28 protein-coding genes are annotated in these 24,578 nt (G+C 42.3%); all 28 read right to left on the bottom strand.

The genetic code is table 11. The features are described from left to right. Nucleotides 1–112: 112 nt before the first annotated feature. A complete protein-coding gene (locus KO473_RS21220; RefSeq protein WP_005811004.1) occupies nucleotides 113–319 on the bottom strand; it encodes a hypothetical protein in 207 nt (68 codons plus the stop codon). A gap of 199 nt (nucleotides 320–518) precedes the next feature. Further along, nucleotides 519–1,082 carry a DUF6549 family protein gene (locus tag KO473_RS21215; RefSeq protein WP_216035163.1) on the bottom strand — a complete coding sequence of 188 codons (564 nt, stop codon included), beginning with the start codon at nucleotides 1,080–1,082 and terminating at the stop codon, nucleotides 519–521. Next, entirely contained in the window at nucleotides 1,079–1,669 is a 591-nt protein-coding gene (locus KO473_RS21210) for an N-acetylmuramoyl-L-alanine amidase (RefSeq protein ID WP_216035162.1), read from the bottom strand. The genes KO473_RS21215 and KO473_RS21210 overlap by 4 nt, the downstream gene beginning before the upstream one ends. Beyond that, nucleotides 1,666–1,911, bottom strand: coding sequence for a hypothetical protein (locus KO473_RS21205; RefSeq protein ID WP_216035161.1), 246 nt, complete (start codon nucleotides 1,909–1,911; stop codon nucleotides 1,666–1,668). The genes KO473_RS21210 and KO473_RS21205 overlap by 4 nt, the downstream gene beginning before the upstream one ends. Before the next feature lie 38 nt (nucleotides 1,912–1,949). Beyond that, nucleotides 1,950–2,519 (bottom strand): hypothetical protein, encoded by a 570-nt coding sequence (locus tag KO473_RS21200; RefSeq protein WP_216035160.1) that lies wholly within the window; start codon nucleotides 2,517–2,519, stop codon nucleotides 1,950–1,952. Then, nucleotides 2,516–3,487 (bottom strand): hypothetical protein, encoded by a 972-nt coding sequence (locus tag KO473_RS21195; RefSeq protein WP_216035159.1) that lies wholly within the window; start codon nucleotides 3,485–3,487, stop codon nucleotides 2,516–2,518. The genes KO473_RS21200 and KO473_RS21195 overlap by 4 nt, the downstream gene beginning before the upstream one ends. Further along, nucleotides 3,484–4,338: a hypothetical protein gene (locus KO473_RS21190; protein WP_216035158.1), complete on the bottom strand. Its 855-nt coding sequence runs from the start codon at nucleotides 4,336–4,338 to the stop codon at nucleotides 3,484–3,486. Before KO473_RS21190 ends, KO473_RS21195 begins: the two co-directional genes overlap by 4 nt. Next, entirely contained in the window at nucleotides 4,335–5,798 is a 1,464-nt protein-coding gene (locus KO473_RS21185; RefSeq protein ID WP_216035157.1) for a hypothetical protein, read from the bottom strand. The genes KO473_RS21190 and KO473_RS21185 overlap by 4 nt, the downstream gene beginning before the upstream one ends. Continuing rightward, entirely contained in the window at nucleotides 5,795–6,094 is a 300-nt protein-coding gene (locus KO473_RS21180; protein WP_252733292.1) for a hypothetical protein, read from the bottom strand. Before KO473_RS21180 ends, KO473_RS21185 begins: the two co-directional genes overlap by 4 nt. Before the next feature lie 265 nt (nucleotides 6,095–6,359). Continuing rightward, nucleotides 6,360–8,159 (bottom strand): hypothetical protein, encoded by a 1,800-nt coding sequence (locus KO473_RS21175; RefSeq protein ID WP_216035156.1) that lies wholly within the window; start codon nucleotides 8,157–8,159, stop codon nucleotides 6,360–6,362. 2 nt (nucleotides 8,160–8,161) lie between these two features. Further along, nucleotides 8,162–8,803 carry a hypothetical protein gene (locus KO473_RS21170; protein WP_216035155.1) on the bottom strand — a complete coding sequence of 214 codons (642 nt, stop codon included), beginning with the start codon at nucleotides 8,801–8,803 and terminating at the stop codon, nucleotides 8,162–8,164. Next, the gene (locus KO473_RS21165) at nucleotides 8,800–9,150 is read right to left on the bottom strand and encodes a hypothetical protein (protein ID WP_216035154.1); all 351 of its coding nucleotides are present in this window, start codon (nucleotides 9,148–9,150) and stop codon (nucleotides 8,800–8,802) included. Before KO473_RS21165 ends, KO473_RS21170 begins: the two co-directional genes overlap by 4 nt. Continuing rightward, nucleotides 9,147–10,466 (bottom strand): site-specific DNA-methyltransferase, encoded by a 1,320-nt coding sequence (locus KO473_RS21160; protein ID WP_216035153.1) that lies wholly within the window; start codon nucleotides 10,464–10,466, stop codon nucleotides 9,147–9,149. The genes KO473_RS21165 and KO473_RS21160 overlap by 4 nt, the downstream gene beginning before the upstream one ends. Nucleotides 10,467–10,468: 2 nt before the next feature. Beyond that, the gene (locus tag KO473_RS21155) at nucleotides 10,469–10,846 is read right to left on the bottom strand and encodes a hypothetical protein (RefSeq protein WP_196036120.1); all 378 of its coding nucleotides are present in this window, start codon (nucleotides 10,844–10,846) and stop codon (nucleotides 10,469–10,471) included. An 11-nt stretch (nucleotides 10,847–10,857) separates the two neighbouring features. After that, on the bottom strand, nucleotides 10,858–11,463 hold the full coding sequence (locus tag KO473_RS21150; RefSeq protein ID WP_216035152.1) for an alanine-zipper protein: 606 nt from the start codon (nucleotides 11,461–11,463) through the stop codon (nucleotides 10,858–10,860). A gap of 42 nt (nucleotides 11,464–11,505) precedes the next feature. Next, on the bottom strand, nucleotides 11,506–12,510 hold the full coding sequence (locus KO473_RS21145) for a hypothetical protein (protein ID WP_230321793.1): 1,005 nt from the start codon (nucleotides 12,508–12,510) through the stop codon (nucleotides 11,506–11,508). A gap of 98 nt (nucleotides 12,511–12,608) precedes the next feature. Next, nucleotides 12,609–14,642 carry a hypothetical protein gene (locus KO473_RS21140; protein ID WP_216035151.1) on the bottom strand — a complete coding sequence of 678 codons (2,034 nt, stop codon included), beginning with the start codon at nucleotides 14,640–14,642 and terminating at the stop codon, nucleotides 12,609–12,611. 19 nt (nucleotides 14,643–14,661) lie between these two features. Beyond that, complete coding sequence (locus KO473_RS21135) at nucleotides 14,662–15,627, bottom strand: S49 family peptidase (RefSeq protein ID WP_196036117.1); 966 nt, start codon at nucleotides 15,625–15,627, stop codon at nucleotides 14,662–14,664. A 55-nt stretch (nucleotides 15,628–15,682) separates the two neighbouring features. Next, nucleotides 15,683–16,030 carry a hypothetical protein gene (locus KO473_RS21130; RefSeq protein WP_196036116.1) on the bottom strand — a complete coding sequence of 116 codons (348 nt, stop codon included), beginning with the start codon at nucleotides 16,028–16,030 and terminating at the stop codon, nucleotides 15,683–15,685. 96 nt (nucleotides 16,031–16,126) lie between these two features. Continuing rightward, nucleotides 16,127–16,615 carry a hypothetical protein gene (locus tag KO473_RS21125; protein ID WP_196036115.1) on the bottom strand — a complete coding sequence of 163 codons (489 nt, stop codon included), beginning with the start codon at nucleotides 16,613–16,615 and terminating at the stop codon, nucleotides 16,127–16,129. Nucleotides 16,616–17,186: 571 nt separating this feature from the next. After that, the gene (locus tag KO473_RS21120) at nucleotides 17,187–17,591 is read right to left on the bottom strand and encodes a hypothetical protein (RefSeq protein WP_032542170.1); all 405 of its coding nucleotides are present in this window, start codon (nucleotides 17,589–17,591) and stop codon (nucleotides 17,187–17,189) included. A gap of 218 nt (nucleotides 17,592–17,809) precedes the next feature. Continuing rightward, nucleotides 17,810–18,286: a HEPN family nuclease gene (locus KO473_RS21115; RefSeq protein WP_032542171.1), complete on the bottom strand. Its 477-nt coding sequence runs from the start codon at nucleotides 18,284–18,286 to the stop codon at nucleotides 17,810–17,812. 129 nt (nucleotides 18,287–18,415) lie between these two features. Next, nucleotides 18,416–18,988, bottom strand: a complete 573-nt coding sequence (locus KO473_RS21110) for a KilA-N domain-containing protein (RefSeq protein WP_216035150.1) — start codon at nucleotides 18,986–18,988, stop codon at nucleotides 18,416–18,418. 35 nt (nucleotides 18,989–19,023) lie between these two features. Then, entirely contained in the window at nucleotides 19,024–23,019 is a 3,996-nt protein-coding gene (gene dnaG / locus KO473_RS21105; RefSeq protein WP_216035149.1) for a DNA primase, read from the bottom strand. Next, nucleotides 23,016–23,411: an XRE family transcriptional regulator gene (locus tag KO473_RS21100; RefSeq protein WP_216035148.1), complete on the bottom strand. Its 396-nt coding sequence runs from the start codon at nucleotides 23,409–23,411 to the stop codon at nucleotides 23,016–23,018. Before KO473_RS21100 ends, dnaG begins: the two co-directional genes overlap by 4 nt. Then, a complete protein-coding gene (locus tag KO473_RS21095; protein ID WP_080720175.1) occupies nucleotides 23,408–23,695 on the bottom strand; it encodes a hypothetical protein in 288 nt (95 codons plus the stop codon). The genes KO473_RS21100 and KO473_RS21095 overlap by 4 nt, the downstream gene beginning before the upstream one ends. Nucleotides 23,696–23,972: 277 nt before the next feature. Next, nucleotides 23,973–24,149, bottom strand: a complete 177-nt coding sequence (locus KO473_RS21090) for a hypothetical protein (protein WP_005811065.1) — start codon at nucleotides 24,147–24,149, stop codon at nucleotides 23,973–23,975. Nucleotides 24,150–24,166: 17 nt separating this feature from the next. Further along, nucleotides 24,167–24,568: a hypothetical protein gene (locus tag KO473_RS21085; RefSeq protein WP_005819053.1), complete on the bottom strand. Its 402-nt coding sequence runs from the start codon at nucleotides 24,566–24,568 to the stop codon at nucleotides 24,167–24,169. Between the last annotated feature and the right edge of the window lie 10 nt (nucleotides 24,569–24,578).

Below are 24,578 nucleotides of genomic sequence, written 5' to 3'. Positions count from 1 at the left end.
GGACGTCGTAGCAATTACTCCTTTATTATCAAGCAGTTAGCTTTGTTTAGCTGAAGCTAAAAAAGGATAGAAAAAGGTCCAGAATGTATGGTTCCGGACCTTCAAAAAACAATTACCAGTTGAGTTGGTCCACAATATCTTGTGGTAAATAGTCATTTCCATATAAACAAGTGGCTATATAAACTCTATTGCCATCTTCACTTTGTGCCAATTCTTCACCGGCTTTCTTTTCTAATGGAAACTTGGGCTGATATGCAATATAAACTTCTGCTTCGGGATTCATTCCCTGTAATTCAATGATTAATTCTTCTACTGTCATAACGTTGTTTATTTTATTATTATACAGCTAAGATAACACTATAAGTACGGACATCGCAGCAGTTACTCCTTTATTATCAGCAAGTTAGATTTGTTTAGCTGAAGCTAAAAAAGGATACAGAAAGCCCCGAATCTCACGACTCAGGGCATTCCTTTTTCTCCATAACTAAATATGAAGAAACTCTTATTTGACAAATGTATCATTTATTTCCGATTTTCACGATCTCACTATACTTAATCTTCGATCGTGGATTGAAGTTCATTACTTCCTGACGGAAACCAACCACCTTCCAACGCCACCACAAAAATTTATGTTTATAAATAGCATGAACGATTTGTGTAATACTATCCCGGCTTTCAATCAGCATTAAACTGTCATTGATGCAGGCATCCACTCTCAGCCACTTATCCAAATAATGAAAACACCCAACTGTATCAATCTTGTATATAAGACTATCTTTGGTTTCTATCGTCGTATTAGCAATATACTCTACATCCTTTGGTCGCAGCTTTAGTTCTTTGATAAGTTTGGCATCTTCTGTCCGGTACTTTTTCAGTTCATCGACAGTCAATCGAAGACTGCCTACTGAAGCAACATTCAAACTATCACGCACTTTGTACTGCTTGACAGTGTCCATAAGCGTTTCCACATTCGCAAACTGTCGGTCACGTTCTGCTCGCAACTTCCGGTTCTGCTGAACCAAGGCACCAACTCCTCCAAACAGTACAATAAATACTATTGCAATAATCAGGTACTTTTTCATGATGTACCACTTTTCAAATACTCCATAATCCCGTCAATATGAATTTGTGCTACCGTCTTCTTACCGACTGAAGACAAAAGATACTCTACATCCTCTTTGTTGTCTTGGAAGAAGTTCTCTGTCAGCACTGCCGGACAATTAGTGTCTCGGCACATGGCAAGGTTCTGTGCCCAGTACATAAGATTTGGTGTCTGTCTACGAATGGCAACTCCTTGAGATGATGCTGCATTGCCTAAGCATGTAGCCAGACGCTTACTGTTTTCCGAAGCATTATTACTCACAAAAACACTCCAACCCTTTGCTCCCATCCAAGCAGCACCACTGCCGGCAGCATTGCAATGAATAGAAACAAGAATCGCCTTCTTACCTGTCTCTTTATAGATTTCATTAGCTCGCCGACATCGTTCAGACAAAGAAACATCTATATTCTCCCTAACAATGCGGTCTACATCAACTCCCAACCTGCGCAATCCCATTGCTACCATATCGGCAATCTCTCTTGTGTATGCCCATTCCATCAGTTGTTTATCCGGTGAGCACTTGCCCGGCGTATTCTCGCCGTGGCCATTATCAATCAATACTTTCATTTCTGTTCCTCCTTATTTAATAATTTATTCTGCAAGTGATTAAACTTTCCATTTATATATATGCCGACACCAAAGATAGACCCAGCATAAATCAGACATTGCGCAAATATCCATAGAACACTGTCGTGTATTTCCCCTACCGGATCGGCCAGAAAACCAGCAATTGCTAATCCTGTACCGACCATCAGCATACCCACTGCACTAAATAGTTGTAGATTTTCTTTTGATTCCTTTTTCATCATTCATTGAATTATATACCAAATTTATATCTAAAATGACATTACCGAAAGGACGTAACTCTTCCTTTGACATTGAACAGATCGGAACCATCTGCTTCAAACATCATAGTCCATCCGATAGACTTTAGCTCTTTGGCCACGAACGGGATGATATCAAGGATCTTTATGTTCGATCGATTTAGCCAGGATATCTTCCCACTTTCTGCATCAAACAGAAGATGGGCACGCAGAGTGTTCAGGTATTCAAGGCAAGTGTCTGAAGCAATGGCTTCCTCGACAAGATCCGAGGAGTCTGATAGTTTCATTGCGATTGTGGCCGCCAGCTTCTGGGTATCTTCTATTGAGTTCCTGTTGTCACTCCTGGAAGAAAACTCACCATAATCAATAAAGAGATAAGTACCCACCAGAGTATCAATGCGGGCTTTAACCGACTCAAAAGACTGTCCAAAAACATACGACTGAATTGTAGGGATCAGCGGATCCGGCATAGCTAAAATGGTTTCTTGCAATTCGGCATATTGCGCATGTGAACTACTACCATTGTTAAAGATGGAAAGCACGCCCTCTCTTGAGGGATACTTTGCGAAGTAAGAGAATAAATCAAGTATCATAATATTTGGTTAATGATATGGAGTGGTAAGCCTGTTTCCTTCTCAATGTCCATCTTTTCCATTTTCATTGCACTCATGCTCCGAACGGTTTCAATGATCTTCTTCCGGAGGATAGTCAGGTACTTGATGACGTTCATCTGCTCGATGGCTGTAATGTCACCAAGTCCATCATTGCTTAGATTATACAGTGACTCCAAAGCACCGGTACTGATAGCACTACATTTGCCCTCTTTAGCAGCAGTCAGTAACCGAAAGTCTGTTTGAGTAAACAGGTAGTTGTTGAAAGCCTGGAAATTGAAGGCAATGGCCTGTAATTCGTCCTCTGGAAGTTTTGCGAATACTGTAGCCAACCGGTGAGCTCCTTCTGAAGTGTATGTACCTGGATAATACAGGATCGCTGCTAATAATGGAAGCATGTCTACAGACTTACCTATCAGGGCACGGGCCTCGATGTATTGCAATGCCGTTAACGAGCAGGTCAGGACATTGAAATTGGTATCGATGGAATATGCTGAATAAATATCGTCATCAATAACCACTGCCGGAACCAGCTGCTTGCAAAAGCAACAATCAAAGGCAAATTTATAGTCCAAGCGTGAGAGATAGCGTGCGATGGGGAGACAAGTTAGTCTTTCCGGAGGAGTCTTTTTGCAAAGTTTTCTGGTTTCAGGATCCATTTCGCTTAAAGCCATATCGTTGTCCGGATACATAATGACGAATGGAAAGGTAACCTGTTCTGCCAGGAAAGCCAGGTTCTGGAATGATTCTTCTCCCCGGATCTTCTTTGGCTTCCACCCCATAACATTACACACGTAGTTTACTCTCACCATGGCCGGTGAAAGTTCTCCCTTCACCATGCGATTAAAGTCACGGATCAGACTAATGAATAAATAACTATTTAGTTGGTCCCAGGAATTGGGAATATAATACGTATTCCCATGGACCATAAACTCTATTTTGTCTTTCATGGCATCATTATGATTTTGTCGTCCGGAGTATTAAATGATGTTTCTGTATCTACTATACCGGAATCGTTGTTAGACAACATAAGATCGATGTTCTTGAGTAGTGATTGAGCTTCGCCAGTTAGCTGTTCAGCAAGTGCCAACATACGTTCCTGTTCATCCTTTCCGGATCGAGTGGTTTTAGAGTCATCGAAGAGATTACGAATGGTAGATGGAAACTCAAGAATATCCAATCGACGCAAGGCAAGAGCAATCGTACTTTTTGCAAGAGCATGCAGTAGTAAATCCTTCATCTCCTGATTATCAACGACACGTTCAAAGTAACTGGTCATTCCTTCATCCAACACTTCTTTCTGAAGTGGAATAATCCGGAAGAAAAAGAGATAAGAAAGGTCAATCGAATATAGGAAATCAAAGTCCTCTGCAGTCTGAATCCGAAGAGAAGAAAGTAACTTGCAATAACGGGAATTCTTCCATTCTTCCAGACTTTCCTCCTTATCGAGCAACTGAATCAGAGTATCCATGCCACTGAAGTAGTTCTCAATATAGGATCGACGCATGGCTTCCATCTCATACTTGTAGATGTCAACATCGGATTTTCGTTGTTTGACAACATCAAACACTAACTGTTTGGCAAGTGTTAAGTTGGCCATTGCAGTCAGCAAAGCATCATGTATTTCTCCATCCCTCTTGAGAACTATGTCATAGACTTCTTTAGAAAGTATAATGCATATCTGCTTCCGGGCAGAAGATGCCGAACTATTGAGGTCTTTAAACTCAATGTTTGTCTCTGAATAGGGTGCATAATGGCGGAACTCAGTCAGGTTTTTAAATAGTTCTTCTAAAATGATCATGATTCTTGCTGATTTAATCGTTCGTTTGGTTTAACATCTTCTTGACGGCTTGGAATTTCCCGGTAAAATCCAAGCCTATAACCTTGCTTATACAGTGCCGGGAAGTTGATTTGAATAGCCCAGTTAAAAGGCTCACAGCAGATTTCTTCGTCTGGAGTGAGAGACATCAGGTAGATTAGATAGTTGTAGTACGCATCGGATCCGGACTTGGATATCACGCCATCTTTTCCAACACTGGAGATAGAGGAGTCGAGTCCGACACTTGATAACAACACTTCATCAGCACGCTTATCATAAGAAATCAACGACTCAATATACTCTTTGTATTTCAGGTCGACAGTTTCGATTCTCCAGCGTTCTTCTTCATTACTACTGCTTTTAAAACTGATTGTTGCATAAGCCTTTCCCTGGTTATCGGCTCCGGAGAGATATTGTGAAATCTTGCGGAGCTCGGACTGGATATACTTGATCAGTGTAGACTCTTTGAATTCGGTACCTATATCGATACCATTAAACACATATAGCTTCACTCCGTCTTTATCCCGTTTCTTGTTCTCATCGCAAAGCTTCTGTATCTGAGTGCGCTTGGCGTTTATCCAGGCATTAGGGATGATGATGTGTATTTTGGCTGCCAGGCTATTACGTAAGAAGGAGTTAATATACCGCGCTGTCGCATTAGAACCTCTGATATATTCCTTAGTGCCTTCATGCGTTTCATTTACACCATAGAACTCATCGACTGACTTCTCCCGGTGATGCGAGATGGCAGCATACTTATAATTGGCAACTTCTGCCAGGTTAAATTTGGGGTAAATCTTGAAGTTGGATATCCCATAGTTCCAACGTCCAACAGCGATAAAGCGGAAATCACGATAGTACACCAGATCGGTAGCGACATCCTTTTTTGTCGTGGCCAGCCTACAATTTCTATTCTCCATTGTCTCAATACCGGCAACAGGCAGTGCCCCTAAATTTCGGCCTACGGAGAATCGCCATTTCACAAAGTAGTCACGAAAATAATAGAAGTCTTTAATAAGAGCTTTAGCCACCTCCTTATAATCGCTTTCAAGTCCACGGTCCTTCCAACTATCCAACCAATTCATGATCTCCGGGCACTCAACCCATTCACGCTTAAACTTGCCATCGGCAAACACAGTCTGGTACACTGCCGGTCCCTTTCCGTACAGCATATTGGCCTGTTTAGTGATAAGCCGAGGTAGCAGACGATTCTTCTTGAGATCAGCTGCCACCTCCTCACACTTCATGTTGTTATAGCCACGGCTACACACTTGATAGCCATTAATAGATTGCCACTGCATATCCGGTAATGGATTATAGTCTCCTACAGAGAAACCCGGATCATCCATACCGGTTCGGGGGTTGTCCCCAACCTGAAATGATATCACATTACTTTCATCGATGTAGCAACCATAGTCACCTAACATCTTTACATCACTCATAACCAGTCGATTTTATGTAGTTTAAAATTGTCCTGTGGAAAGCCCATATATCGAATCAGGATCCTGTAACACATCTTTGGCTCTCCATCACCATCAGTGAAGAGGAATAGATTCTCTCCATCGATACTAAACCTTTCATGTGGTAACTGAGTCCGAAACTTACATCCCTCTCGAATCACCAGTTTGGCCGATGCTTCACCCTTCTGCCTCGAGTAAGGGAAGAAAGCAATCGTAAAGCACCCATCAGGCAACTTCGATATCTCTTTTGCCCATTGCAGTGCATGCGGTCCTGTCATTGTCGTTTCCATGCTCGAAAATACCTGTTTCTGAACCTCCCAGAAAGGACCGGCGGGATGACACCCTCATATTTCCAGCCAAAGACCGAAGGCTGCACCTCATATCGAATTATCAGCGGGGCGTGGAGATAGGGAGCTGACGAAAAAAAAGAAATAAACTTTTGAAACGTGATAAGATTAATTTTCAATAAGTTAGTATCTTTTTCAATGTCAAACAGAACAATTTTTATAGATAATACAAAGTTTTTCATGTGTACCGAACTTATTATATAGAGAAATTATCAGGTAAATCAGTCGGAATTGAAGATAATTCAGCCTGAACACGGTCGCCGTAACGTCCAAACAGCAAGTAAATAAGCGCACTTGGTATCTGCGTTGTGAGGCCCGCTTGAAGTTTAAGCGGTACTTTTACCTCAGAAGTTTTATCCAACTCAATACGGCCATCTGTTTTTTTGAGCGGCGACAGCATGATGGCACTACAAAGGTTCTTGCATTCGTTTTCGTCAATAAGGATGCGGGGCAATACGTTACTGCGATTGCCAAAGATAAGAAGCAAGAGCTTGAACTGTTGCCAGTGATAAACAGTTGCCTGACCTTCGTTCATCAGCTCGACAGTAAAGCCGTAAGACTCCAGCTCTCGCTTGAGAATGCGGGAGTCGGTGGTTATCTTTTCCAGGTCTTCTTTCTTCTTGTTGCCGGCACGGTCAGGATAGAGAATGATGTGTTTATTGACAGCATCCTGACCGAAGAACTCGTAGAACTGCCGGGCAAGTTCCGGCTGTTCGTCCGGATAGTAACAGAAGAACTCCTTCAGTATCCTGAGTTCCGAACCGTATTCCTTCTCCTGGCCAACGGTCAGGCTGGAGAAATGCCCGGGGTCATAACCGACGAGCAGCTCGTCACGCTTATTATAGTGCTTCAGGTAACGTGCCGTTAAGATGAAGTGATCCCGGAGATCAAGTTTCAGGATGGACTCGTAAATGTAACTATCGGCAAACTGATGTAAGTCCTTCCTGAAATTAGCAAAAAACTTGTTTACAACTTCCTTGTGGCGAATAGCACAAATGGAAGTCAGAAACTCGTCAATATCAAGGGTTTCAATCTGAGTCTTGAAGAATTTAGGCCCTAATATATCTTTGTTACAGAATGAACTGGCCCGCACGTACAAGGTAGCGTTACGACGCATATCGGCAAGACGAGATTTCCAGAGTGCGAGTGTACGTTCTACTTTTTGAAGCTCGAGGCGGATGGCTTCAAGAATAACCGGATTAGTAGTTTGTTTTTGTTGAGCAAACAGCTTGTAACGCTTGTACATAGCTGCATTAACGTGAAGGGAAACTGTAGCTATTTCCTCAAGAAGTGCTTGGTCGATATTGTTTTCATACTCTTCGAACCAGTCATCTTCGCCAAGATCCACACGAGCTGTATCGGAAACACCGGTTACACCCTGATAGTATTGCGACATACGAATCTCAGCAGAGGATCCACGAAGTGACGGAAAGAGTCGAGTCTTCAGTTTCTCACCTTTGTTGTGCTTCATCTCTTCAATAAAGGCATGTACACCTGAACGACCGGCAACAGACTCCGGCTGGTCGGAACTCACCATCTGCAAATGATGACCATCGCGAAACAGGATGCTGTGTTTCGGGTACGCAATGGGATAGCGTGGATGACGGAAGTGAGAAGGTATCTTAGCCTCTCCAACAACATAGTCTATCCCGTACTCCAACATCGGACGAACACGTCCGGCAACAGTTACCGGCCGAGAAAAATATGCCTGAATATTAGGCCAGACGTTTGTCATCAGGGCAATATATGTTTTGTGCACCAGGAAAGAAAGTTCTCCGGGCATGTCATTGGCAACTCGGATAATACGCGGTCCCATAACTCCTTCAGTCTTGCCGACTGCACGGGCACCTTCAACAAATATATTGTTAGGATCCAACACATTCACCTGAATCTGCATGGAGTTCATGTAGTAACGTTCGAACTCAGCTGTAGCATCGAAGGTATTATCGCCACAAGAAAGGCTGTCCCGGGATTGAGAATAAAGTTCTATCGACATAGTTATTCTTCATTGACTTCAGTAAACTCAGCCTCCTGGATATCAGCATCACGCAGGAGACGTTTTTTCTCTTCCTTCTCGATCGGAAGTTTATTAATCAGATTCAAATAGAATCCTTCGTTATGTTTTGATGCAATTTCTTTAAGAGACTTCTTAGAATATCCAAGTTCTTCAGGAGTGATCTCTGGGGAAATAAGAAAGACAACACCAAGATCACGATCGGCTTCAGCAATCTCCGATGCCCGGCGACGACACTCGGCGGCAGCATCGTAACACTGTTTCTGAGTTTTGTAGTCACCACGGACAGCGGAGAGTTTAGCCAGGTCTTCGTATTTATCCGCATAGTTTGACTCCCATACTTTTATAGATACATTATTATCAATCGAAAAGTAGTTGATGGCAGCATATATACGTGCTTTACAGGTACGTTCATCAAGATTAAGATGCTGTAAGGCATTAATACGCTGCTTTAGTAATTTAGCAGCACGGGTAATGTTCCGTTCGTATTCGTATATTTCAGCAGCCCACTGCAGCTGCTTGAGGAAGAGTTGCACATCAGCCGGTATGCCATCGCTCTTCCCGGAAACCAGGAAAGCAGATATCATGTCCGGATGTATCTTATCAAGTATATCAAGTTGTGTCATACGCCGAATAAATTATTTCGAAGTTCAAGTTCTATACGTTCATTTTTGCGAGTTTCCAAAGCAGTGATAGCATCAATCTCGCCAGCTTCAGCACGTTTTGCCAATTCTGCATCAATATTATACTCACCCAAAGCACGCCCATTGCTGTAGGCATCGTTGTAAACATCACCAGGAAGACCGATACGAATTGTAAGAGCAATTTTCTCTTTACCCCGTAAGCCAAGGAGGTTACAGATACGTTCTGCTGAGTAACCAAGTGCGCCAAATGTGCGCACTTGAGATACATATTCATCACCAATTAAAATGGCTTTATCCACATCGGAGGTTGGTGTCAGTTCTGATTTCATACGATAATTTTTGAAGTTTCCTCAGATGTAAGAAGTTCCCCAGAACGAATTACCCGGACGGGCTGTTCCGGGAACATAGACCGGTACCGATGAACTGTGCCTGAAACATAGCGAGGATCTATTTCCATAGCATGACATATACGGTCAGTCTGTTGGCAAGCCATCAGAGTAGAACCGGATCCGGAGAAGAAATCTGCAACTATCTGACTGGATGCACTGGAATTACAGATGGGATAAGCCATCAAAGCAATGGGTTTCATTGTCGGATGGATGGCATTGCGTTGGGGTTTATCGAAGTTCCAAACAGTGGTCTGCTTACGATCGGAGTTCCAGTAGTGAGCGGCACCAGGTTTCCATCCATAGAGGCACGGTTCATGCTGCCATTGATAGTCCTGCCGTCCCATAACCATGGAGTTCTTTACCCAAACGCAACATTGGGCTATTTTGAACCCTGCTTTCCGAAGAGAGGCCCGGAAGTTCTCACCTTCGCTGTCTGCATGAAAAATATAATAGGATCCGCCAGGCTTCAATATAGAAAACATAACTGCGAACACTTGCTTCAGGAATGTAGCAAACAAATCGTTCTCCATGGAATCGTTTTGGATAGTCAGTTCCTCCTCAGTCCCACCCTGATAAGCAACATTGTAAGGTGGATCGGTGACAAGCAAGTCAGCATGCTGTCCGTCCATCAACGCAGTGACATCCGATTTTGAACGGCAATCACCACACATTAAACGGTTCTTACCAAGTAACCAGATATCTCCTGGTTGCGCAAAAATGGAGTTGGCATCGTCTTCTGTAGGAACTGTGAAATCAATGGCATCTTCCTGAATATCGGTTGATTCATGCTCTGATCCGAATAACGGAGCTGCATTTTGACTGAAGTCGATGGCTTTCACTTCATAACCAAGATTGAACCGGGAAAGAGTATCGGTATCGATGTTGTACTTTTTAAAGAGTAAAGTGTCCGGGTTCTTAGTGGCGAACTCAGAGTTGTAGGCAGCTATTTCCTCGACTGCTTCTTTTTTATCCGCTGCGAAGATTGGTTCATACGGAATCTCCGGAATAGTAAAACCAGATTTACGCAGAGCAAGCAGAGCTTTCCTCCGTTGATGGGCATCGATAATCCAGAGTTTTCCATCAGGATCCTTCCAGGCTTTAAATGCATACTTGAAGCCACGAGTGATGATTAGCATCTGCAGCTTCGATAACTTGTCAGGATCCGACTTCTTGAAGTCTTCCTGAAGCTCTAAGAATGAATCCAGCGGGGCAGTCGGAAGACCACCCAAATTAAATACTTCTATTAGCTTTTCCATGATTAATCTTTATTTGTTGTTGATTCGAGAATTGCTTTGAAAAGGGCTTCCCGCTCTCGATGACGGCGAAGGTTTTCTTTGTCCTGAGCACGCCGACTTTCACGGTCGGCACGCTTCAGGTAGGATTCGTATCTACGGATGTTATCAAGTACATTCTTGTGATATCGCAGGAATTCCTGCGGGTTCTTCCGAAGGAGTTCCTCCAGTTGTGCTCTCTCGGACTGGCGGATGATTAACGGATGTTTGTACCTAAACTTCCCAGTGTCGTTGAACGACTGCAGCTCTTCGAACGCCAGCAGATTCCGAATGCGGAGCTCTGCCATATCAGTGACAGCTCTTTCAGTCGGGTTCTTGTCCAGCTGCTCGTCGAGCTGCTTCATTTGTTTCCAACTTACGATTCGGTCGTTGTAGAGGATCGTGGCCGTTTGGACTTGCGGGTCCGAGAGGTTGTCCCAGTCGATTTTGGGGTACTCTTCGTGCTTTTGGACTTTACCATCTTTAGTGTAGTAACGGCTTTTTTTTTCTCCTCTTCAAGAGCAGCTTCAGCACTTTCTGCTCGTTCTTCAGCTTCCTCAGCACGAAGTTCCGCTTCTTCGGCACGTTCTTCAGCTTCTTCTGTACGAAGTTCCGCATCCTCAGCACGCTCTTCGGCTTCTTGAACACGCTCTTTAACTTCTTCTGTATGAAGTTCCGCTTCCTCAGTACGCTCTTCGGCTTCTTCTACTTGATTAGTTACCTCAGACACCTTATCAGGTTGTTCCGGATTAGGGTCTGGAGTTTGCTCAACAGTACGCCGATTATTGCGGATTTCATCACGTTCTGCAACATCCAACAACGCATATAGGATGTCATCAGCATATCGCTTCGGATTACGTGAAAACATACTCAATGTTGATAGTTCGGGTTGCTTCTTACGCAGGAGCTCAAGATCCTGCTCTGCAGCATCCGGATTACGAAGTTCCGTATAATGTTTTTGTTTTTCTTTGAAAGAATACATATAGGTTGAGTTTATGGGCGGATCGCTCCGCCCAGGTAAGTATTAAGCTGTCTGGATCCGGCTACCGGGAACCTCGACAAGAGTAGTAGTGTCCATGACCCGGAACGTAATCTGAGAGCCGGCACGGGCAGTCCATGTTGCACCATCCTCGAGGACGAATGCAGCACCATCGGCAATAGTGGCCGCTTTATCGGTACCAGTTCCCTCAAGCGTTATATACCGGCCTTTATCGTTGGCAGTCACTCCAGAAATAGCATTGATAGCATAAGTTGCTGCTGATCCGTTCGGTATTTCATAACGGTTGCTCTCCGGTTTGATAGCAAGTGTCGTAGCATCAACTGTATGATTAGTTGCTGGGGCACGAACGATATCACCGACATATTTACAATACTGATCGATAGATGTACGTTTGAAAGTAAAGGTTACATAGCGACCATCCTTGTCATTCTTCGCTTCGAAAGATTGCAGAATCATCGGACGATCATATTCACCGATAATGTACCACTGGTCCTCACCTACTTCCTTAAACAAGATGACAAACTTACTCCCGGCGTGCTGCTCTATAAAATCTAATAGCTGGTCGCGCATACCACCCATAATTATTGCGAAGCTATTTTCCCCAGAGGTAGTGATATCCCCTTTCTCACCAGTTGCGGTGTAAGTGGGAATATCGTGGGCTTCAAAGTATTGCATGTATTGTCCTGCTTTCATCGGAATAGTACTTACCTCCCTATTGGCATTTTTTTTGGGAAAGCGCACATTATCATTTATCTGAGAGAGTTCTATCAAGTAGACTTTATAGGCAATGTTAGAGCCATGTGTTTGACGATCGGATACGTCATTAACGTTACCAATTAACATCATTGAGGCAAATGTCGTACCACCTAAACCAGGCATACAGATATGTGCGGATGCTGCCGGATCCAAGAAGAGCCATGCAACGAATGCAATAGCGAATAGTACCATTAGCGAGAGAAAGAAGCGGGTTTGCAACTTGCGGGCAGCCCGGTATCCTTTCATTGGATTTGAAATTTTTCTTGCTTTCATATTTTTGAATTAAATGTGATTTAAAAAAGAAAGGGCGGGCATTACACCCGCCCCAACCAAAACTAACTAACCTATTGAAACACAGAAATGAAAAAGTATTATCTTACTCCAGGAAGATTGGGCTGAAGGTCTGCATTAACCTTACGTACACCTCCGACACAACGTTCAAGTTCCCGGAAGTTACCATCTTTATTCAGTACCACCATAATGTAATCCCCCACTGCTGTCGGTGTATATGCTTCCGAAATCTCAGCAAACTTGCCGGTTTTCGCAATGGTAGACGCATTGGTTATAGATCCACACTCAATAATGTATCCAACTCCGGCTTTAGCTCCAGTGATATCAGTAATCGCCGTGGCTTTAGAGTTCTCGACTGTTTCTTGCCAGAATCCTTTCGATGCAGTGATTGTAGTGGCATCAGCATCAACATTGACAGATGGCTTGTTCATGAATATCTGTTGCCATTCATAGTTGTTAGCAACCAGTTTTGCACGGGTATCGAATCGACGCCCAACGAATGCGGCAGCAAAGCCTTCTTTCCATGTAGACCAAGCCTTGACAAGCTCCATATCTTCCTTGACCTTGATAGATAACATTTCACCGGGAATATACTCAAGGCACTGAAGGTTTCCGGGAACATCCATCATCATGAAAGGCATCTGTCCAAGATAAGGCAGCCAGATAATGCGCTGACTCGTATCGGGAACCACATACAGATAGCTATTAGGACCTGTGAAATCGGTATCCTTACCATATTTGGCACGTACATTCTTAATCCACCAGGGTTGGTGTGTCTTATTCAGATAAAGAATGTGTTGATCCAGATCCATATCCTCGGTACATGATACAACAACATCGGCATGGAATTCCTGAACTGCATCCAACATATTAGCTTGAGTGTAGGAGCGATATGCTGCATCGTCATGCAACAGGATCTTGTTTTCATGATGATAACGGATCAAGGTATAAAGGAGACCTGTAGAAGAGTTCAGATAAGAACCGGCAATACCAGTTTCTGGTTTAACATAGATACCACGCATACGGCGTTTGTTTTGTTCAACCTGAGCTGTCTCCAAAGAATTCAATATACAGAACTCAATCATAGACCATTTGATAGGATCGGAACCTTCTTTATTGAGGTAAGCAATGTATTTACGTTCCAAGTCCTTCATCGGACCGAACTTCATCTTGATCATTGCATCGTCAACATGGCCCATCTCGTTTTCAAGTTTCATGTCACCCTTGAAGACTTCTCCCTGCTGATAAGCCTGAGAAACTTCAGTGAAGAATGCATTGAACACAAGGTCATGATCCTGAATTCCATAGCGAACCGGGAAGTACTGAGTCAGGTCACGTTTGCTTAACACCCGAGCAATCAACTGATCCTGACGCAAAACGACATGCTGGTTACCGACTCCGGCTGTATCAACACCTTCATAATTGGTAGAGAACTCACCCGCTGCGAGCTTCTTTACATCCAGCATGTGGTTTTGATGCAGATAGTTGTATCGTTTCCTCAATGAAACAGAGTAACTGACAACTTCTTTACGGAAAGAGCCACCTTCTTCGTTCTCTTCCGGATCTTCCATAGCTGCAGCTATACGAGGGTTAGCAGCAATCTTATTCCATCGGTTGTTCATCGAGAACATAGGGTGTTCTATGCCAAATAAGAACTTAGCGGTATTTCCCGGTCCATTAAACTGAAGATTGGAAGCTGTAGCAACTGATACCGGGATATCGGCTGCCGCCTGATTTTTCAAACCATCAACAATAGCCTTAACCAACCCTGCAGACTGAGCTACTGTTTCCGGAGATGCCGGAGCCACATTCTGAGGTTTGCCATTAGTGGGAGTGCCATTTTCGCCTTTCGGTTCCTGATCATCATCATGACTGTTAAGAGGAACGATAATAGAATCCAAAATGGCCTGAGCCTGATTCATCGCTTCCTGATCAAGCGGGTTCTGATGTGAAGCCTGGTCAGCAGCCATGTCATCCTGAAGGGTTACTTGAAATTCTTTTTGATAAGCATCGACAATAGCTTTCCAATCTTCATTGGTAAGTTCCTTGGATTTTGCCTTATCAACCAGATTTAATGCTTCAAGTACCTTCCTAAATTTTTCTTTTACATTCATACTGAATAGATATTATTAATTATATTAAATTGAGAGCACGCTGTTTCAAAGCTTCATTAGCGAGATATCCCTGAGCAAGTTCGTAAGCTGCAACCAGAGCTTGTGGAAATGTAGAGGTACCATCAATTAGACCATTCTCAATGGAGTGATTCGTATCAAATGTTTCTCCACGGAAGACCGGATCGTCTTCAGGACGATCGGTCAACGTCGAACGGCAAGATCTTACCTCTGAAATAAATTGCTCTGCGAGAGGATTAAGTACATCTTTACGATACTGTTCCGGATGACCATCAATCAGGTCCTCTACCTTTTTATTCTTGAGGTCGGATTGATCCGCTTTAACTCGAACGACTTTAAGGCCTAACTTTTCATAGTATCCCTGGAAATCAAGATACTCGAGCATGGTGCCGATACAGCCAATCTGATCGTTCCTGGTTAGAGCATGGATAGTTGTGCCATGACAGGCAATGTAATAGCCGGCAGAAGCACATACATTCTCAATAAAAACGAATACAGGCTTCTGAAGAGAGCGCATGGTTTCGGAAAGCCGGTCAAGATACCAGGCTTCTCCACCCGGAGTATTCACATGCAGGAAATGACAAGCAATGCCCGGATTGGACTCCGCAACAAGAAGATCCTGCTCAAACTGTTTAGTAGAAAAGTACCAACATGAAGTAGCAGTAACAAATCCCCAAACACGATGATATGCAATACTGCCTTCAGGAAGATCATCAGCATGAAAGTCATCGGTAACATTGATACCCTGCAATTCAGAATGGGCAGAAAGTTCCTGCTTCAATACATTCAGGACTTTTGTGGAGATCTCCTTATAAGTAGGTGGATCTTTCACGATGAACAGTGATCCTGGAACAGGACCATCATTAGATAATAGAGGGAAACAGTCCATCATCGCAGAGTTATAGCCCTCAGCGGTGATGAATAACTTACTTGAAAGAAGAGTTTGTCGAAGGAAAGTTCTGTTCATTACATATCTTTTCAGCGAAGATATGGTATGAACAGAAGGCTATGAAGGACGGTATTCAGCGAGAAAATGGGGATTGAAGCATTTTGCACTCGATTTTCAACTTGGCCGAATTAAGATATGGGCAGATGGAAACGATTGCCGGCAGATCATTATTACCCAACACAACTTTCCCATTGGAAGTATCAGTGAGCTGTACTGTCACTTTTCGTCCGGAAGCAAACTCCTGAAGGGTGTCTCTATCCGGTCTATCAATTACGATATCCGTACTACAATTAAATAGGCTGCCGGAAGATGAATTTTCGATGGTAGGAGCCAATGAAAATTCATCTGCAATGAACCGATAGTTCTCTTTACGCATTTTTATGCAAGGAGTAACTAAAATATTGATGGATAGTTCTTTCATATACATTTTATTAAATTGATAATCAACAAGTTCGCCACACAACGGACATTTTATCCCCTGTTTATGGACAAAACAGGTAGTTCGGTCGGTGATTTTTCAGGTGTTTTTTAACTTCTTTTTATACTCTCGCCGTTTTTCCCGTTTTTTAAGGTTCTCCCGCCATCTATAGAAGTTCTTTATAAGAGCATCTTCTGAAATGGAGTCAATGCTATAAGAACACAAGAATTTGTGAACAACATCGATGTTGTTATACTTATGCCCGTTCTGGTCATTCTCCAGAAGTGTTGAATGTAACTCCCAATTCAACATACGTCCCACTTCCTGTTCAATGATCCTGGCTGATCTGGGAGAAAGGAAGTTATAGACTTTAGGATCCTTTCCAATACGACGTTCAGGAAGCACAAAGGTCAGGTTACCAGTATCAACGGGAGACTGATTGCATTGTCTTTTTGCCATCAATGTCCAAACGATGTGATATAAGTCCGTATTATCTGGGATTTTTAAAGGTTCATCCGCACCATTGTTGTATTTTCCGCGCAAATACTCAGCTAAGTAAGGTTTGATTTGAATACTCGTTGTAATCATTGCTATGTTCTCTAAATATTATTTTGAAATAGTTTTTATTAGTTTTTACGTCCAACTGTCCAACCGTCCAACATAGGGGTTAAATCATAACTAAAGTTACTGATATTTATTTAGTTACGCAAATTTACCCAACTAAAGTTAGTGTTGGAGGACGTCCAACACGTCCAACAAACACCTATTTTGTTGGACGGAGCTAAATTTTCAACGTTGGACGGTTGAAAACAGTAAATCCAACACGTCCAACAGCGTCCTACAAAACAACAGATATGTAGGATATATATATACTTTAATAAAAACATATACTACTATCCTACAGGCTTTTATATTTTAAAATGTTTTTTCTTGTTGGACGGTTGGACGGTTGGACGCACTTTCTGAAAAGTTTTCTTTTCAAAACTCTCGCTCTTTTGTTCTCTCTTTTTTTATTCAGGGGGTCTGGGGGATTGAAGTGATATATCATAATAGTATGGTTTTAATAGGAATGGAAAATGTCCGTATATTTGGAATAAGAAAAAACAAAGAGGCCCACCGGATGAGGGCGGGCTTTATGGTTCTATGATTAGAAAAACTCTTATCCGACAAAGGTTACATTACAATTATGGAATATAAACTCCGGGTGACGTGCAAGCCAAGACTCGTAATTTCGCTGACGTTTAAGCTGGCGACATTCGGAAACATAGCGGTGGTACTCTTTACGCTTGTCAACCAGAAAAAGAATCAGAGATTCATAACTGGTAGCTCCCGCAGTTTCTATGCGACCAGAGATACTAAAGATTCCGGTAATGATATTACCTTTAACGTTCGGTTTGCGCAGATAGCGAATAGTACATCCGTGAAGATCGATACCATAAGCAGAAAGGTCAATGTAAGGATTCCCAATAAGGGCAATGGGTGAATTGCTACGCGTTTCGTAGGTGGACGTTCCGAAACTGTCGTTAGCAGCACAGCCGTGGAATTGGTTTGATTCGTTAAGCATAAACAAATAGTTGTTAAAATGAAAGTATCCGTGTCTTTCCCGCTGCTTAACACATTCAAACCAAATGCTGTGATTCCATTACAGTCCCACACGGAGGTACACGGATACCAAATATGATACACTAATAGTCTGGATACAAAGGTGCACAGTAAATAAAACCGACCACCCACATTGGGTTTGTTATACCCATTGATGGAATTAAATATGCGCTAATTCAATTAGCCCTTGTTTTCCCTCATTATTGTCAACATTGTGTCTGCAAACTTCAGTGCAAACTTTTTCAATGTTTCTACTGGTATTTCAGCTTCAAAAGTTGATTGCTCTCCGTAGAGGTCTTTAAATCGAAGATGAGTAATCTTTTTATTTGTTCCACGGTCTTTACTGATAGGAGTTACCCTTCCATGTGCAACAGAGTTTCTAATGTGCTTAACAACTTCATCAATCTTATATTGATCCTTCTCAATCTTCTCTATATGCTTCTTCTTAATACCCCAATTTTCATCCAAATCACTTTTCGGAACCTTGCCATACCAGACTTGCTGGGGCACCACAAGAAGTCCCATCAAACAATTCATACACAAAGTTACTTCATACTTTTCTTCTGGTACCTCAGAAAAATCAGTCTTGTCATACTGCTCTAAAATTAATTTAGTTCTTTCGATAAAATCGAATTCTCCCTGTAAATAATGGCTCATTATTAGTTATTTTATACCCGTTAGTGGAAACTAAATTAGTACATATTTAATTCCACCAATAGATTTGTTATATAATCACTGCAATTTTACTGATCATTTTCGTCTTATACAATATTTATCCGAATTATTTTACTCTTTAGTTACTTCTTTTATTTCTCCTATCATTTCCTCAGTAGAAAATATACTTTTGAAATTGTTGATTCTTTCTTTTTTGCGCAGTTCGAGTAATTTCTTTTGTTTTTGCTCTGCTTTTTTCAGCTCTTCTATTTCCTTTTGTATGGGGTGAGTGGTAAGAAACTGCTCCTTCTGAGAAATTTGAGTTTGAATTCGAGCTATCTCTTTAAGGTTCTTCTCGTCATCAAGGTATGAGCCGAAGAGAATGTTGTCAATGGTGGTATATACCCACAGTTCAAAATCCGGGTTGAGCCAGGCAGCAAACTTGATAGCCAGCACACGGTGCATAAATGTACCACTTTTCTGACTGGAACGATACAAATCAGACTGTGAAAAAACCTTTAAATAACCGGAATTCCGGTTATTTAAACATGCTTTAACAAATCGTTTCGTTGATTCGTTTTCCATGAAACCGTTAATACTTTTACCAAATATTTTCGCCATTTGGGTTGCATTTACCATCACATTCTTATCTTCAACTTCAAAACCTACAGTTTCTCCGTTATACTTAAATTCTTTCTTTTCCATAATTGTAATGTTCAAATAGTCTATATTAATTTACATCAGAAATCAAGTTCTTGTTTGCTTTCATCGTCAGGCTTTCGCTGAAGGTCGATGTCATACAGTTCACGGAAGATATCGTAATTGAGAGCAATACAACTGGAGTTTGTTGATTGCTTCTCCATCTTCCGGACCATGGTGTTATCTACAGAGGTACCGGCTGCTGGATCAAATGGCAAGTCCTCTTCAAAACCTCCCCTGGGTACTTCGACTACATCATACCAGTTGAACCGCCGGGCATGAATCAGACCGATGTAACTCGGATGCGAGCGAAGGTTCTGCTCGATAGTAGATTGTGTTGAATCCTCACTGTTGTAGGAGCTACGAGCAAACTGAGTGTAAACAGGACTGAGCCGTAAGAATAGAATACGTGTGCCGGCAGCGAAAGCAACCTCTTTCTTTTCGCCTCCCGGTAACTTGATCGTGACCCGGTCTGGAGTATCAATAGTGAAGTCGCGCCCTTCACGCACAGCCTTGCTGTCGATCATGACATCCATGGCCTTAAAGAAGGTGGCCAACTTATCGGTCTTGCTGATCAGTTCAACCTGGAACTTGATTTTGCTGCAAGCAATTTTGAAAAAGTCGTCGTAAGTGAAAGGTAACTTTAGCTCTGTATAATCTTCAACCAGCCGACAAGTGGCCAAGAAGAGTGATGCTGTTTTCATTAACCGATCAATTTCTCCGGCATTAATAAGTGCTTCCTTCAGTTCATCGTAACACTGTTGCTTGAGTGACCGGAAATTCTCCATTACTATTGGCCGTAGCTTCAGAATCTCAAAAAGTACATTCGACAATCCGATCTTGGCCGGATCCTCAATCTCCTTGAGTTCATTAAATAGTTGCACCTCCTCCGGAAGACGGTTCTTAGGTTTAGGAACCTCGCAGACAATAATACGGGACATCAGGGCATTGTCGTCGCGCTGGGGCGTTTCCTGGCCACAAATAATAACCGGTGCGTATATTTTCTCAACTTCGATTTCTTTGCCGACAGTGCCCTTCCTTTTTTGTCGGCCATCACCATCATAGACAGCTCCCTTCAGGTACTGGAACATGATATCCTGTATATCCTTATTGTTGTATTCGTCAAGTACGGCAGGAACATCCCGGAAGGAAGAGAGCAGGGAAGATAATGCCGGCAGCGTACCGGTATTCAAGTTGAAGATCGGTATCTTCGGAGAGATGAACAAGGATCGGATTGAGATAGCGATCTGAGTCTTTCCGGAGGACATGGGACCCATGAAGAAAGGAGCTGTGAATAGGCGATCAATGTTATGAATGTTACTACGGAAGGCGCACATGATGGCAAAGAGAACAGCCCATTTACCGTTATCATTGATTTTATAAACCTGGTCCATCAAGCTGGCCCATCGTTCGAAATTACATTGTTTTTCTGCAGGAATATCCTTATAGACCAATTGGGAAATAAGCTCGTATTTATCGGTTTGTCTACCTGATCCGGCGTAAATGGTAGAGAATGCCGGAAGATAATAGTTCTTGTTATTGTGAGTGACAACTCCGAGCTCGTTAACCGGATCGAAACGGGCCTGCTCGTCGACAACATGAAAGATACCATTGGAGAAGGCAAAAAACATATTATCCTCCCGGCGGGATGATCCATCGGTTTGCTGATTTCCATAGGTCAATATCTCTGAGCAGGTAACAAAGTGCCGGGACATGTACTCCTTGATCTTTGTCCAGTGTTTTTCTTCTCCGGACGTGAAGTTGACAGCTTCTAACTGGATCAGTTCTTCCTCGATGGTGGCTTTCTTAAGAAGTGACCTGGAGGGAACCTCAATATAAAGGGGATTCTTATAATACCGGCGGTTAATTTTCAAAACTCGTTTATTGGCATCTTTGTCGTCTGAGTATATGTGCAGAAGGGGAGTCATGAAAAAATCGGCAACTTGTAAATGTCCCCCCTTCTCTTGCCGGAACATGTAGCACACCGGTTCACCTTCTTTATTCAACTTCGGATAGAAACCACATTGACGGTACATCTCGGCATACTCAGGATTTTCATCGACATAACTCGGCTGGCATTCCGGATTGTATTCTTCATCTGCATCATCATCTGTACGCTGGGCAGCGATGGCCATGCGTGATTTCCGCTTGGCCAAGTAAGGTTTTAAAATTTCCGTAAGCGATCCCTTGTTCAAATCAAGGGAATCATAGAAGTATTTGAAATTAACCACCCGGACTGAATCATCCGCATAACTTATCAAGTCGGCACAACGTTCGATAAAAGGGGTTTTCTCTCCATAATAAGCAACTAAAAATTGGCCATACAAATACACATAGTATTTAACGAAAGTATAACTCTTATCCGTTGACTGTACTTCTCTTTTATACCCTTCATCATCTTCCTCTTCTTCCGGCTCTTGTTCGTTCGCAGGAACAGTAACTGTTATATTTGTTATGCCGGCACGATATAACATAGCCAGAGCAGAAAGATAGTCAGATTCATTGCCATCCTTGTTAACTGATAACCCCAAAAGGTTCGTCGTAAAAAAGGTACATTCACGACGGATTTCCTGAATATCCGTTGTCGACGGAACGCCATGTATTAAAATAACCGGAGAATCACCATATAAATTCAGAAACTCGGAGAAATCGGAGGTCAGAATACATGGTTGGCCTTCCTTACGCAGTTCTTTGATTAAATCGAGTCCATAAACGCCAGGCTTCAATTCCTCTTGTTTTGGAGCCTCCTTTATATTCCGGCGGATATCACGTATTTTACGCTCAAGAACCTCAGTATTCAATTCGAAGCGGGTGGCCAAGACATGTATATGACTTAGCCGTGAAGTTTCCGAGGAGATACAAGAGATAAGACCACATATTGTATTGAGAATCTCTTCCTGTTCGTTCGGATCCGGAGAAAGGTTCTGTTCCAGAAAAACATCAGCGAAATAAGTAGGAAAATCTGTTCTACGATTAAGTAACCATCTACCCGTATTTTCCTTTTCCTCTAATGCTATGTTATCCGGGTCCTTTCCATCAGGAAGACGAACACAATTTACTAAGAATCCGGCACGTAATAGTTGTTCGCAATTCTTCAAAGAGGCTTTGAGACCAGCCGGATCAGCATCGTATAATAGTGTAACAGATTGTGTGAAGCGACTGATCAGTCTTATCTGCTCCGGAGTTAAAGCAGTACCGGAACCGGCGATGGTATTCTCAACTCCAGCAGCATGCATCGACATTACATCGAATTGTCCCTCAACCAAGTAAGTGAAGTTCATTCTGGCAATAGAGCGTTTAGCTTGATAAAGTCCGAAGAGCTGTGTTCCTTTTTTGAAAACAGGAGTATCACCGGTATTCACATACTTTCCTGTATTTTCTTTCGGTGTGATAAAACGTCCGGAGAAACCTGTGATATTCCCATTCAAATCAATAAAGGGAAACATGATTCTATCCCGAAATACATCGTAGGTGTACTTCCGTTCATTCTCAGCCAGCACACCAACTTTCTTCAATATGGACTCCGAATAACCGGCTTGGATAAGTTCTTTATGTGCAAGATTCCCTTCAGGAGCATAGCCTATCTGAAAATTTTGAACCACTTTGTCTGTTAGCCTGTACCCACGTTGATCGAGATAATTCTGGGCCTCGGGAAGATGCTTTTGGAAGAAGACCCCAGCAGCCTGGAGAGCAATCCGCATGGCTTCTTTATCCTTAGCTCTTTGTACTTCTTCTTCTGTCAGTTCTCTGTTTTCTATTTGAATACCAGCTTTCCTGGCACACCATTCAACAGCTTCCGCGAATGAAAAATTTTCATGCTTCTCGATAAAAGCGATGACATCTCCTCCTTTGCCACAAGCAAAACATTTAAAAGTTTGTCTGGCCGGACTAACTTTCATCGAGGGATGTGTATCAGGATGGAAGGGACAGATTCCGACATAACCGGATCCCTCCTTCTTGAGAGAGACAAATTCACCGATGATATCAACTATATTTAGAGCTGACTTTACCCGGTCAATGGTCTGTTTATCAATCATAATTCATCATTATTAAATATATTCAACTGGCGCGCTTCGAAGGCTTCCTGGAGTGTAATCCCGAAATAATCACAGAGCGAGAGATATTCTTCATTTGTGATGGATTTACGCCCATAGTATAAATCCCAGAAACGCATCTGGTTGATACCGACTTCTTTATAAAATGGGCGATTGGGCATGAAGTTCTCCGGGTGTTTGAACTTCAGACTCAATATTTCTTGTACCAGGTTCCGTTTGACGACCTGGCGAATGACGATTTTGCGCCGATGCATGAATAGCTGGACCGCCAATTCGGACCGGCCAACGAATGCAGCCATCTCAGATAAGGTGAGTTTTCCGGCATTATCCCGGATATATTTTTCCTCTTCAGGAGTCCATCTACCGTTATTCATCTTTTGGTTCTATTATAAATTCGACAATTATCTTCAGTAAGTTCATAATCCGGATGGCTATCGATGTAGGAACTGCAGATGCCAAGAAACGTTTCACGTCTATAAACTGGTACTGAACTTACAATATCGTAGTAATGGTTTAGCTGTAGCTTATCCAAGGCAGTAAAGACGCGCTGTTTATATTCATTAAAGCCATCTATGCCCATATTGAAAACTGCTACTTCAGCCCAATCTGGACTAAGCGTTATCCCAGGTTCTTGAATTCTTTCGCTTGTTTTTCCCATTGTAGTATTGTTGGAATTGGTAAGTCATAATTTCGCTGACGTACATTAGATCTCTGCGAAAAACAATGGCCCGTAGCGTCCCACCGTACTTTCTTATGATAAATTGCCGTTTTTCGCTGGCCATCGATTGTTACTTTCTTGGAAATAGGAACTGTACCGATAACTTTCCGCACCTCTCTCGATTTATCGGTATATTTAATTTCCTTAATTGTGTAGCCACATATTTTAATGGCTTCTTCAAATATTTTAGTTGGGTACATAAATTATCAGTTATTAATCAATCTGCATCATATTCTACATCAATTATTTCTTCGGACTGATAAGCCACTGGCAATGTCATATCTTTCCGTAACATCCGCCACATATAGGTAATAGCGGTTTCCTCATCATCGGCATATACTTCCCGTATTCCGGAGTATGAACCGTAATAATATCTTATAGTGTATTTATTCATTTCTATATCGTTATATTTTAATCACCAATAATCTGACGAATGCTGTATTTCTGCTTTCCTTTGAAATCTGAGAAATCAACTAAGGACTGTTTATGATAAAGAGCAAGGGCTACTTTCCGAAATCTTTCATAATTATTCCGATCGATAGGTTGGAGACCCCATTTCTTCATATCTTCAATTAATTCCTTACGAGTATGGGCAAAGTGTCCGTGGCAGCTGTCTCTACCAAAATCATGGTCAATAGTATGGACATGGTATTGATCACTTTTAGACAGAAAGATTCTCAACCTTTCCAGTCGAGTAAAACTCAATCTCTCAATCCCCTGCCTGGATGTTTCTTTTTCTTCCAGCCAGGCAACAATCTCAAGGTCGTAAAAACCTTGAGAATAATTTCTTTTGTAGAAATAATGTATTTTCATGTTTAAACTA

The organism is Bacteroides sp. HF-4919 (genome assembly GCF_018860125.1).
This window is presented reverse-complemented; position numbering and strand designations above follow the sequence as displayed.